9 protein-coding genes are annotated in these 12,812 nt (G+C 61.4%); 5 read left to right on the top strand and 4 right to left on the bottom strand.

The window, feature by feature from the left end:
• Window positions 1-5: 5 nt before the first annotated feature.
• Window positions 6-2,279 carry a xanthine dehydrogenase family protein molybdopterin-binding subunit gene (locus AC3RCG_RS19575; RefSeq protein WP_492403072.1) on the bottom strand — a complete coding sequence of 758 codons (2,274 nt, stop codon included), beginning with the start codon at window positions 2,277-2,279 and terminating at the stop codon, window positions 6-8.
• A gap of 10 nt (window positions 2,280-2,289) precedes the next feature.
• Window positions 2,290-5,415 (bottom strand): bifunctional diguanylate cyclase/phosphodiesterase, encoded by a 3,126-nt coding sequence (locus AC3RCG_RS19580; protein ID WP_409028268.1) that lies wholly within the window; start codon window positions 5,413-5,415, stop codon window positions 2,290-2,292.
• Between the two features lie 261 nt (window positions 5,416-5,676).
• Here AC3RCG_RS19580 and AC3RCG_RS19585 point away from each other — a divergent pair, with 261 nt between their 5' ends.
• The gene (locus AC3RCG_RS19585; protein WP_034779265.1) at window positions 5,677-6,183 is read left to right on the top strand and encodes a DUF1993 domain-containing protein; all 507 of its coding nucleotides are present in this window, start codon (window positions 5,677-5,679) and stop codon (window positions 6,181-6,183) included.
• Window positions 6,184-6,287: 104 nt separating this feature from the next.
• Here the strand turns inward: AC3RCG_RS19585 and AC3RCG_RS19590 are convergent, their stop codons facing one another.
• Both AC3RCG_RS19590 and AC3RCG_RS19595 read right to left on the bottom strand, forming a co-directional pair.
• Window positions 6,288-6,482 (bottom strand): DUF1289 domain-containing protein, encoded by a 195-nt coding sequence (locus AC3RCG_RS19590; protein WP_034749680.1) that lies wholly within the window; start codon window positions 6,480-6,482, stop codon window positions 6,288-6,290.
• The gene (locus AC3RCG_RS19595; RefSeq protein ID WP_070311434.1) at window positions 6,482-7,054 is read right to left on the bottom strand and encodes a DUF1415 domain-containing protein; all 573 of its coding nucleotides are present in this window, start codon (window positions 7,052-7,054) and stop codon (window positions 6,482-6,484) included. The genes AC3RCG_RS19590 and AC3RCG_RS19595 overlap by 1 nt, the downstream gene beginning before the upstream one ends.
• A gap of 327 nt (window positions 7,055-7,381) precedes the next feature.
• Between AC3RCG_RS19595 and AC3RCG_RS19600 the strand changes: the two genes are divergently transcribed.
• The 4 genes from AC3RCG_RS19600 (at window position 7,382) to AC3RCG_RS19615 (ending at window position 12,752) form a co-directional block, all read left to right on the top strand.
• Window positions 7,382-8,794, top strand: a complete 1,413-nt coding sequence (locus tag AC3RCG_RS19600) for a transglycosylase SLT domain-containing protein (RefSeq protein ID WP_070288666.1) — start codon at window positions 7,382-7,384, stop codon at window positions 8,792-8,794.
• Window positions 8,795-8,893: 99 nt separating this feature from the next.
• Window positions 8,894-9,682, top strand: coding sequence for an enoyl-ACP reductase FabI (gene fabI / locus AC3RCG_RS19605; protein WP_070223906.1), 789 nt, complete (start codon window positions 8,894-8,896; stop codon window positions 9,680-9,682).
• A gap of 490 nt (window positions 9,683-10,172) precedes the next feature.
• Complete coding sequence (locus AC3RCG_RS19610) at window positions 10,173-11,579, top strand: DEAD/DEAH box helicase (RefSeq protein WP_035820280.1); 1,407 nt, start codon at window positions 10,173-10,175, stop codon at window positions 11,577-11,579.
• Window positions 11,580-11,867: 288 nt separating this feature from the next.
• A complete protein-coding gene (locus tag AC3RCG_RS19615; protein ID WP_409028266.1) occupies window positions 11,868-12,752 on the top strand; it encodes a hypothetical protein in 885 nt (294 codons plus the stop codon).
• The last annotated feature ends 60 nt before the right edge of the window (window positions 12,753-12,812 follow it).

A 12,812-nucleotide genomic window follows, 5' to 3' on the forward strand; every position in this document is an offset into this window, starting at 1 on the left:
CCGCATCAAGCCAGGCGCAGCGGCAAGCTGCGCAGGCGTTTGCCCGTCAGACTGAACACGGCGTTGGCCACGGCCGGCGCGATCGGCGGCGTGCCCGGTTCGCCCACGCCTTCCGGATGCTCGGCGCTGGCGATGATGATGGTTTCAACCTCGGGCGTTTGCCCCATGCGCAGCACGGGATAGTCGTGGAAGTTGCCTTGCTCGACCTTCCCTTCCTGGAACGTGATCTCGCCGCCCAGCGCCGCCGACAGGCCGAACAGCACGGCTGACTCCATCTGCTGGGCGATGATGTTCGGATTGACGGCGATGCCGCAATCGATGGCGCACACGACGCGCTGCACGCGGATCTCGCCGTTTTCCACGGACACTTGCGCCACTTGCGCGACGATGCTGCCGAACGACTGGTGCAGGGCCACGCCATGCGCATGGCCGGGCGGAGCACTGCCCGCCCTGGCGACGGCCGCATCGAGCACGGCCAGGTGGCGCGGATGCTGCGTCAGCATGGCGCGGCGGAAGGCGATGCCGTCCTGCCCCGCCGCATGCGCGAGTTCGTCGATAAAGCTTTCCTTGAAGAATGCATTATGCGAATGCCCGACGGAGCGCCAGTAGCCGACCGGCACGGCACTGTCGGCGATCACGTGGGCGATGCGCTGGTTGGCGATTTCATACGGCATGTCGAATTCGCCTTCCGCCGTGGTCTTGTCCGGCCCCGCGCCGGGCAGGCCGAAATTGCGCTGCAGGTACTGGTGCGTGATGGAGCCGCTGACGGATTTATTGTCCCAGGAAGCGATGCGGCCATGCTCGTCGAGCCGGGCCGCAAAGCGGGCCAGCGCGGCGGGACGGTACATATCGTGCTTGGTGTCCTGTTCGCGCGTCCACACCAGCTGCACGGGCGCGCCATCGCACTGCAGCGCGATGGCCACGGCCTGCGCCACCATGTCCAATTCCAGGCGGCGGCCGAAACCGCCGCCGAGCAGCAGCACTTCGATGCTGACATCCCGCGCATCGACGCCGGCCACTTTCGCCGCCACGTCGACGGCGATGCCGGGCGCCTGCGTCGACACCCACAGCATCACCTTGCCATTTTTCACCTGCGCGGTGCAGTTGACGGGTTCCATGGCGGCATGCGCGAGGAACGGCGCGCGGTATTCGGCCTTGACGCTGCGCAAGCCTTGCACGGCTTTACTTTCCACCTCGCCGCTGGCGTGGTAGGCGTAACCGGCTTCGCTGTCCAGCAGGCGGGCAAATTCCGCATACACGCCCGCGCTGGACAAGTTCGCCTGCGGGCCGGCCTTCCACTGCGTCGGCAAGGCGGCCGCCGCCTGTCTGGCGCGCCACCAGGTGTCGGCCACCACGGCCGCGCAAGACACGCTGCGCTGGGCCAGCTGCGGCGTCAGGTCCACCACCTTTTTAACGCCGGGCATGGCCAGGATGGGCGCCGCATCGAACGCGGACAAGGTATCGCCCAGGCGCGGCGGCAGATGCAGGGCCGCGTACAGCATGCCGGGCGGACGCGCATCGATGCCGAAACGCGCGCTGCCGTTGACTTTGGACGGCGTGTCGCGGCGCGGCGCCGGCTGGCCGATCAGTTTGAAATCCTTGGGCAGTTTCAGCACGGGCGTGCCCGGATCGATGGCGGCGGCGCGCTGCGCCAGGCTGGCGTAGCTGGCGCGCCGGCCATCGGGGTGGAGCACGTCGCCATTTTCCGTGCGGCATTGCGCGGCCGGCACCTGCCACAACGCGGCGGCGGCTTGCAGCAGCATGGCGCGCGCGGACGCCCCCGCCTCGCGCATCGGACCCCAGCCATCCTTCACGCTCGACGAGCCGCCAGTGACGATTACGCCCAGTTCGCGCGCCGCCTTGGCCACCGTCCACTGGGCCAGCGCTTTGACGCGGCCCTGGTCATCGGGATGGAACGGCAGGCTATCCTTGAGCATGGCGACGTTGCCGAAGATTTTATCCATGGGCGCCTGGATCAGCTTGACGCTGGCCAGCGGCACGTCGAGTTCCTCGGCCACCAGCATGGGCAAGGCCGTGTGCACGCCCTGCCCCATCTCGCTGCGCGGCATGGCCAGGGTCACCGTGCCATCCGTGCCTATGGCCAGCCAGCCGTTCAAGGCCACGGCGCCATCCTGGAGCGGCAGCGGCGCACTGCCATGCAGGCGCTGGCGCGGCGGCAGCACGCCCCATCCCAGCACCAGGGCGCCCACGCCGGCCACGCCGAGGCCAAGGCCGCCGAGCAGGAAACGACGGCGCGACGGGGAGGATTGTGCGGCCATGGGCTGTCCTTTATAGTAGTGAGTGATCGATCCAGCGCTCCAGCATATCCTGTGCCAGCACCGGACGGCTATAAAAATAACCTTGCGCCAGCTTGCAGCCATGGCGCAGCAGGAAGGCGGCCTGCTCTTCCGTCTCCACGCCTTCGGCGATCACGGACAATTGCATGCTCTTGCCCAGCTGGATGATGGCAATCGCAATCGCTTCGTCATTGACGTCCGTCGAGATATCCTTGATGAAGGAGCGGTCGATCTTCAAGGTCTGCACGGGCAGCTGTTTCAGATACGCGAGCGAGGAATAGCCGGTGCCGAAATCGTCGATGGCCAGGCCCACGCCGATGGCGTGCAAGTCATTGATGAAACCGAGGGCGTCGCCCGTGTTCATGATGACGGATTCCGTCACTTCCAGCTGCAGCCGCTGCGGCTCGAGACCCGTTTCCTGCAAGATGGCGGCCACCATGCCGGCGATGCTGCCCCGTTCGAACTGCTTGACGGACAGGTTGACGGCCATCTTCGGCACGTGCAAGCCCTGCGCCTGCCAGCGCATCATCTGGCGGCACGCTTCGTCGAGCACCCATTTTCCCAACTGGTTGATGAAACCGCTGTCTTCGGCCAGCGGAATGAAACGCGCGGGCGGCACCAGGCCCAGTTCCGGGTGGTTCCAGCGCACCAGCGCCTCGACGCCGACCAGGCGGCCCGTGTCGATTTCCACCTGCGGCTGGTAATTGAGGAACATCTCGTTCTTCTCGATCGAGCGGCGCAAAAAGGTTTCCAGGCGCAGGCGCTCGACGCCCTCGCCCGTCATCGACGGCGCATAGAAGCGGTAGCCGTTGCGCCCGCGCGCCTTGGCCTGGTACATGGCCACGTCGGCATTACGTATCAGCATGTTCAAGTCCAGCGCATCGTCTGGATACAGGCTGATGCCCACGCTGCAGGTGACGAACAGTTCGTGGTCGGCCACCGTGAACGGCTGGTCGAACATGGTCATCAGCTTTTCCGCCACCTGCGTCGCGCCGTACTCGCCGTCGATACCCTCGAGCAGCACGATGAACTCGTCGCCGCCCAGGCGCGCCAGGGTGTCGCCTTCGCGCAGGCGGGCCGCCAGCTGGCCGGCCACCTTCTGCAGCAATTCGTCGCCCACGTGGTGGCCCAGGGTGTCGTTGACGTTCTTGAAGCGGTCCAGGTCGATGAACAGCACGGCCAGCTGCTCCTGGTCGCGCGCGGCGCGCAGCAGCGCGTGCTGCAGGCGGTCGTGGAACAGCAGGCGGTTCGGCAGCGCCGTCAGCGGATCGTGGTGGGCCATGTGGTCGAGCTTTTCCTGCGACTCCTTGACCAGCGTGATATCGCTGAACACGCCCACGTAATGCGTGGTGCCGGCGCGCGCGTCGCGCACGGCGCTGATGGTCAGCCACTCCAGATACAGCTCGCCGTTCTTGCGCTGGTGCCAGATCTCGCCACGCCAGAAACCGCTGGCCTTCAATTCGTCCCACATGGCCTGGTAGAACGCAGAGTCGTGGCGCGCCGAGCGTGTCAGCGAGGAATGCTGGCCCACCGCCTCGGCTTCGGTATAGCCGGTGATCTGCGTGAAGGCGGGATTGACGGTGACGATGATGCCGCCCGCATCGACCACCATCACGCCGTCGGCGATATGTTCGAGCACGGTGGCCGACAGGCGCAGCTTTTCCTCGGCTTCCTTGCGCGCCGTGATATCGGCATACACCCAGATACTGCCCTCGTTGGGGCGCAGGGGATCGAGCGCGCAACCGCTGACCAGCGCCCAGAACAGACTGCCGTCGCGGCGCTTGTACTGGCGCTCCTCGCTGAAATCGCCGCCCGCGGCCATTGCCGGATACTGGCGCTCGCCCGCCTCCTCGAAGTCATATGAGGTCATGAACACGATGGCGGTGGAACTGCCCGTCATCTCGGCATGGCCGTAGCCGAACAGTTCCTCGCAGCGGCGATTGACGGAAATGATGCGGCGGTGGCGCACGAACATCACGCCGAACATCACGTTGTCGAGGATCGCGCTCTGCTCCGTGAGCAGCGCCTCGATGCGCATCTCGTGGTGCTTGCGCTGGCTGATGTCGGCAATGATGCCATCGATCCAGATGACGCCCTGCTCGCCCGCCTGCGGCTGGCCATTCTCGGCCACCCAGCGCTCGATGCCGAAAGCGTCGATGATGCGGTATTCGAGCGCATACGGCCGTTCGTCGGCCACGGCCTGGCGCACGGCGCGGCGGTGCTCGCGCCGGTCTTCCGGACAGATCAGGTCGGCCCAGGCATGCGTGGTGCCGCGCATGAACTGATGCGCCGAATAGCCGGCGATCTCTTCGATGGCGTCGCTGACGAAATCGATGGGCCCATCGGGCCGGTAGCGGAAAACGGCACCCGGCACCTGCGTGACGATGGTGCGGAAACGCTCTTCGCGCTGACCCACATCCTCGAACAGCTGGCCGATGGCCGCGCGCATTTGCTCGAGCTGGGCCGTCAGGCGACCCAGTTCATCATTGCTGTGCGACGTCAGCGGCGTGTCGAAATCGCCGTGCGACAGGCGGTCGGAAAAGCGCGTCAGGCGGCGCAGGGGTTTGAGCAGGCGGCGGTTCAGGAACAGCACGATCAGCGCCATCGACACGGCCAGCTGGGCGCCCAGCACGAAAATATAGGACATCTGCTTTTCGCGCAGCTCCTGCTGGCTGCGCGCGTCGTCCATCTCGACGACGATGTGGCCGATGCGTTCGCCGCGCACGAGGATGTCGCGTTCGGCGCGGTACAGATTGCCCACGGGCCGCTGCGGCGCCTGCAGACGGATGAATTCCGTGTCGCCCTGCCCCAGCACCTTCACCAGCAGCACGGCGCGGTCGCGCATCACCGATTCGACCAGCGAATGGGCCGATTCCGCATTCATGTTCCACAGCGACTCCTGCATGCCCAGCGCCAGGATGTCGGCATTGCGCTGCAAGGCCTCGTTCAGGCTGGTGCGCGCCGACTGGCGCTCATGCACGCCGACCAGCACATAGCTGCCGAAAATGGCGGGCACGACCAGGCCGCCGAATACCACCAGCAGCAGGGCGCCATAGATCGATGAGCCGTACAGCACGCGCAGGCTGGCGCGCAGGCGCTGGTAAGGTGAATTAAACATGCGGCAACAGGGCAACAGGGATCAGGCGGGCGATCATCGAACTTTACAGGGGAATTCAGGTGACAAGGCGGGAAGAAACTTTTTCAAAAGCAATTATGCATGGAAAAAGCGGGAAAAGTCACCAATAAACACGTGTCAGCATCCAGGTCATGCTATATAGACAGGCTTGAAAAACCACACGTGGGCCGGCGCGCCCGGGCGACGCCAGCAAAAAAGCGCGCGGCTTGCTATCATCGCGCCACTTTACCTAGAGGAACCACCATGACCTTCTCCATCTACTCCGCTTCGATCCCCGTCTTCAAACAGATCCTGGGCAGCCTGGCCGCCATCCTGGACAAGGCGGAAACGCACGCGCAAGACAAGAAAATCGACCCGAACGCCCTGCTGCAATTCCGCTTGTTCCCGGACATGCTGCCGTTCGTGCGCCAGATCCAGATCGCCACCGACTTCGCCAAGGGCTGCGGCGCGCGTCTGGCCGGCGTGGCCGTGCCGCCGTATGAAGACAGCGAACAGAGCTTTGCAGAGCTGAAAGCGCGCATCGTGAAAACCATCGCCTTCCTGGAAAGCCTGCCGCAAGCGGACATCGACGGCAGCGAAACGCGCGCCATCACCACCGGCAGCGGCGAAAAGACCAAGCACTTCACGGGCCAGACCTATCTGTTCCACTATGCGCTGCCGCACTTCTTCTTCCACGCGACGACGGCGTACGACATCCTGCGCCACAATGGCATCGAAGTGGGCAAGAAGGATTTTATCGGTAGTTATTGATCGTTAGCGTCAACAGTACCGGGGTCAGACCCTCAATGCCGCTCACACAAAAGTCATCGCCGGCATGTGAGGGGGTCTGACCCCAGCAGTTGCCTTTGGGTTAGCTAAGTATTCCTGCGCGGATACCCCTGCGCCAGGATGCGCACCCACACCACTTCCTTCTCTTCGTCCGTCATCGACACCCAGTGGGCCACTTCCACCACTGTGCGGCCGCAGCCGCGGCAGATTTCATCGAATGTCGTCGAGCACACGGCCACGCAAGGCGTGTCTGGACGCGGCGGCAATTCCTTGTCAGCCATCAGGATACCTTCGGCAAGCCGAGCTTTTCCCAGCCTTCGACGCCCAGCGCTTCCAGGGTGGCGATATTCTTGTCGAAGATTTCCGATGCTTCCGGGAACGCCTCGACGGCGCGCTCGATGCTGTCTTCGCGCAGCAGGTGCAGGGTCGGGTACGGCGAGCGGTTGGTGTAGTTGCTGATGTCGTCCTCGAACGTCTCGGCAAACTGGTAGTGCGGGTGGAAACTGGCCACTTGCAGTTCGCCGGCCAGGTGCATGTCTTCCACGGCCGCGTCGGCCACATCGAGGAACTCGTTGTAGTCGAGGAAATCGTTCAGGGTGTACGGGTGGATCAGCAAGGTCGTGTCGATCTGTTCCGGGTCCGTGTCGGCCAGGGTTTGCAGCTCGTCCATCAGCATCGCCAGCAAATCTTCCGGGTTCTCCGACTCGCATACCACATAGCGGATCTGCTTCTTGACGTGCACGGCCTTGGCGAACGGGCACAGGTTCAGGCCGATAACGGCCTTTTCCAGCCAGGCAACGGTATTGGCGATGATGACGGCGTTGTCGTCGTCGTGGCGCGGCGGGGTGTTCATATACTTGACTCTCTATCAATAAGGCGGCCGGCAGCCAATGGCCGGCCAAAGCCAAATTGTACGCACTCTTTGCGCAGTCTCATACCGGACGGGCGCCAAGCTTGCGCCAGCCTCCCCGCCATGTATGCTATAACAGCGGCCGAATCGCACATCTGGCAAATTAAATTTGTAATAATTGCATTATTAGCGACTGGAAACATCGCTATTGACGCCTATGTGCTGTCATCATGCTGACATAATTCTTGACTCCGGCATGTGGATATACGTACACTCGCAGCTTGATCATGGGCCTGTCCGATGTTTCTCCGACGACAACAATGGAACACTATGCACGAAAACTCCTTTAAATCTACCGTCCTGGCGGCGTTGGCCCTGGCGCTTGCGCCCGCCCTCAGCCAGGCGTACGAAGCCGGTGTTGAGAGCGATAACGCGCCAGTCGCCGCCGCCGCACCTGCCCTGATCCCGATGACCGCCCAGGTCACGGCGAAACTCCCCACCCTCGACAACCGCCTGCAAAAGACCGACCGTCTGCTGAAAAACCTCAGCGACAATTCCGATCCGCTGCGCGAAGCCGACGTCTGGGGCCGCATCCGCAGCGGCTATGCGATTCCCGACATCAACAACCAGCTGGTGGCGAATCACGTCAACTGGTACGCCACCCGCCCCGACTACATCGCCCGCACCACAGCACGCGCCTCGCGCTACATCTTCCACGTGGTGCAGGAACTGGAAAAGCGCGGCATGCCGACGGAACTGGCCTTGCTGCCGTTCATCGAGTCCGCCTTCAACCCGCAGGCATTCTCCAGCGCCAACGCGGCCGGCATGTGGCAATTCGTGCCCGCCACCGGGCGCGATTTCAACCTCAAGCAAAACATGTTCAAGGACGAGCGCCGCGGCGTGCTGGCCTCGACCGATGCGGCCCTGACATACCTGCAGCGCCTGTATGACATGTTTGGCGACTGGCAACTGGCCCTGGCTGCCTACAACTGGGGCGAAGGTTCGGTGCAGCGCGCCATCAAGAAAAATCAGGCACTGGGCAAGCCGACCGATTTCGAAAGCCTGGCCGACCTGATGCCGGCCGAAACGCGCAACTACGTGCCGAAACTGCAAGCTGTCAAAAACATCATCGCCAATCCGGCCCAGTTCGGCCTGACCCTGCCGGTGGTTGACAACCAGCCGTATTTCACGGCCATCGACAAGACCAGCGACATCGACATCACCGTCGCCGCCCAGCTGGCCGAACTGTCGATGGATGAATTCAAGGCCTTGAATCCGCAATTTAACCGCCCCGTCATCATCGGCGGCGAAAAGACGAAGATTCTGCTGCCGCAGGAAAACGCCGCCAAGTTCACCACCAACCTGGCGCAATGGGGCCATGCCTTGTCGAGCTGGACCACGCACAAGATCACCAATGCGCGCGAACGCATCGAAACCCTGGCGTCGAAATTCGGCACCACGGCCGACGTGCTGCGCCAGGCCAACAACATTCCCCAGCGCACCAGCCTGCGCGCCGGTTCCACCATCCTCGTGCCGAAAACCTCGGCCACGATGAACAGCGACATCACCCAGGAAATCGCCGACAGCGCCACCATGCTGCTGGAAGCGGACCGTCCTGAACGGGCCGCCAAAGCGCTGCGCCGCGTCGCCAAGGGCGGCAAGGCGCAAACGGCACCGATCTCGCTGGTGAAGCCGCGCATTCAGCGCGGCGGCGGTAACAGTCGGGCAAAAGCGCGTCACTGATCGCCTGAGTTGTATTGACGCACTTCACCGGCCGCCACAGCTTTGCTGTCGCGGCCGGTTGTACATTCGGCCGACCCACCACCCCAGACAGGAGTCGTCATGGCTTTCTTGCAAGGCAAAAAAATCCTCATCACGGGCTTGCTGTCGAACCGCTCCATCGCCTATGGCATCGCCAAGGCTTGCCACCGCGAAGGCGCCACCCTCGCCTTCACCTATGTGGGCGAACGCTTCAAGGAGCGCATCACGGAATTTGCGGCGGAATTCGGCAGCGAACTGGTGTTCGACTGCGACGTGTCCAGCGATGAACAGATCGCCGCCGTCTTCCGCGACCTGGCACGCCACTGGGATCAATTGGACGGCCTCGTGCACGCCATCGGCTTCGCGCCGCGCGAAGCGATCGCGGGCGACTTCCTCGACGGCCTGTCGCGCGACAGCTTCCGCATCGCCCACGACATTTCCGCCTACAGTTTTCCCGCCATGGCCAAGGCGGCCCTGCCCCTGCTGCATCCGGGCGCGTCGGTCCTGACCCTGACCTACCTGGGCGCCGTGCGCGCCGTGCCCTACTACAACACCATGGGCCTGGCCAAGGCGTCGCTGGAAGCATCCGTGCGCTACCTGGCCGAATCGCTGGGCCCGCGCGGCATCCGCGCCAACGGCATCTCGGCCGGCCCCATCAAGACCCTGGCCGCTTCCGGCATCAAGGATTTCAGCAAGTTGCTGGGCTTCGTGGCCGAGCACGCCCCGCTGCGCCGCAACGTCACCATCGAAGAGGTCGGCAACACGGCCGCCTTTCTGCTGTCCGACCTCGCGTCGGGCATCACGGGCGAGATTACCTACGTCGATGGCGGCTTTTCACAAGTGATGGCCGTCAATCCCGAAGTAGAGTAAGCGGTGACGTGTGCCGACCTGGCGGCATGCCAAGGGAATGTATCAGCTGGAGCCCGGCCTGCACGGCAGGCGCCGCCGCTGCCCGCCGACATCGTGGCCATGCTCAATTAAACGGGCGAAATCTACGTATTCCTACTGATTTCAGATAGGAAACATCTTCAAAACGTGGTAGGACTTGCGTTTCTTCCCATTTAGCCCGTGCAAAACGGCGGCAAATACGGTATAGTGTCGTTGTGCGCTGCAATATGTTCCCTTGAAGCGATGGCAACACCGCAGTCATGCACTACAAACTTAGCAGCTTCGCAAGCCTTAGCGCATCCACAGGATGCCGCTTATAAAGCCCTCCCGCCTTGTGTGTCGCACCTGACACCGTCCCGGCGCAAAGCTTTTGTGCCGAAATTTCTTTTTAGTTGAGTCATTTCGTTTTGGTTGGCGTTGCTATTTTGCGTTCTGCTTTTTGCAAGAACGCTGATTTTTACGAAAGAAAAGAATGACATTTGAATCCTTAGGCCTGCATCCGTCCATCATCGCCGCTCTGACCGAATCGGGCTACACCGCGCCAACCGCGGTACAGTCGCAAGCGATTCCAGCCGCGATCGAAGGCCGTGACCTGCTGGTCTCGTCGCAGACCGGTTCGGGCAAGACCGCAGCTTTCATGCTGCCGTCGCTGCACAAACTGGCCAGCGCCGAACAAAGTGCCGCCGGCAAGACGCCGAACCAGGAAATGCAAGCATCGCGCGCCCGCGGCGAGCGTCCACGCTTCAAGGCTGCCCAGCCAAAAATGCTGGTACTGACGCCAACGCGCGAACTGGCCCTGCAAGTGACCACCAACACAGACAAGTACAGCACCGGCATCCGCCGCATCAAGGCTGTGTCGATTCTGGGCGGCATGCCTTACCCTAAACAGATGCAATTGCTGGCCAAGAATCCTGAGATCCTGGTCGCCACCCCTGGCCGTCTGATCGACCACATGGATTCGGGCAAGATCGACTTCTCGCAACTGGAAATCCTGGTGCTGGACGAAGCCGACCGCATGCTGGACATGGGTTTCATCGACGACATCGAAAAAATCGTGGAAGCGACGCCGGAAGGCCGTCAAACCATGCTGTTCTCGGCAACCTTGGACGGCGTCGTCGGCAACATGGCCCGCCGCATCACGAAAAACCCGCTGGTCATCCAGGTGGCAAGCTCGAGCAACAAGCATGAAAACATCACCCAGCGCGTGCACTTCGTCGACGATCTGTCGCACAAGAATCGCCTGCTGGACCACCTGCTGCGCGACGAATCGCTGGACCAGGCTGTTGTGTTCACCGCCACCAAGCGTGACGCCGACACCATCGCCGACCGCCTGAACATCGCCGGTTTCTCGGCTGCCGCCTTGCACGGCGACATGCATCAGGGCGCGCGTAACCGCACCCTGGACGGCATGCGCCGCGGCCAGGTCAAAGTGCTGGTTGCCACCGACGTTGCCGCCCGCGGCATCGACGTGCCGACGATCACCCACGTGTTCAACTACGATCTGCCGAAGTTCCCGGAAGACTACGTCCACCGCATCGGCCGTACCGGCCGCGCTGGCCGCAATGGCCTGGCCATCTCGCTGGTGAACCACGCTGAAGGCATGAACGTCAAACGCATCGAACGCTTCACCAAGCAATTGATCCCGGTCAATGTCATCGAAGGTTTCGAGCCGAAGAAAACGGCATCGGCACCACGTTCGAGCGCCCGTCCAGGCGGCTGGAAACCAGGCGACAACCGTGGCGGCGCGAAGCCAGGCCAACGCACGTTCAGCAAGCCGGGCGCACCACGCAAGGACGGCGCGCCGAGCACTGGCGGCGGCTACAAGGGTTCCAACCCGCGCAGCACCGACGGCGCACGCCGCAGCTACGGCGACCGTTAATCACGGTTAGCCGCTGCAAGTCGCAGTAGGAAAAAAAGCCACCAGCGTAATCTGGTGGCTTTTTTTTGCCCGCCGATTTGACAGCGGCATGCCGGCTGACTGCGCCTCTCGGGAGAGATTTCCTATCATAAAAAATGAAAATACTTTCAGATAAAAAACATAAAGGCATCGCATAATCACATACGTTACTCAAGATCAAACTTCACTGGAGTTTTCAGAATATAGTCACATCAGAGAATGCAGATAACAATTAATTCATTGATGTAGCCACGACTGGAAATTTCCTCCATGAATTCCAATCCCATACCGGAAAGCAACTCTCCCTCCCCGGAGGAGAAATCCTCGATCGAGTCGAGAGTACATTCAATGGATCTTCGAATAAATCGCCTTGAGAATCCTGAGCACGGAAGATTTGAAATAATTCAAAAAAGAACAAGCTTCCTGGCTTTACTCATTGGCATACTTTTAAGTGGAATTTCTCTTTTTGACATTTTCTGGAGCCAGCCACGCAATGAACTTTTCAGGGATATGGAAGAATTCAACAAATCCGTGAATGCCGTGTCAAATCTGCGTCAGAACATGATCCAGATTCAATACCAGTCGAACAATCCGCAAATGCTGATGGCGATGAATTCCATGGTCTCTCCGCAGGTACTGGCAAACATACAATATGCAACAGCATTACTACCGCGCCTCGGTGACCATGCGGGAATTCCCCAACTATTGGTACTGATATCGGAAGCGTTGAATATTTATGACTGGAAAAGTGCCACGACCCTGGTTGAACGGGCCGTTGCCATCAAGGATGCCGTGCCCTCGATGCAATCGGAAGCGCGACGATACAAGGCGCGACTGATGTTTTCGACCGGAAAAATACAGGAAGGACGGGCTGCTTACCAGGACTCCCTGAATGTACTGCGCAGCGAATCAGCATTCGGCATTAATGGAGCCAGGGCCTACATCATCGCGGATTGGGCAATTTCCGAATTCGCCATGGGAGACTGCAATTCCGGGAACGAACGGATCGGACAATTCATTCAGCTCTTGCAAGACCCGGAAATTCTACCGCTCTCTCGTTCCGGATTGATTTCCACACTAAAAAATCAGCTTGAGCAGATCCAGTCAAGAAAAAAACGATGCACCTTCCCCAAAGAGCTGGAAGATGCAAGCTAGCCGCTGATTTCAAAATCACTGTGCTAAAACTATCCGTACCATACAATTGAAGCGTCATCA

The organism is Janthinobacterium sp. GW823-FHT01H08, from assembly GCF_058797855.1.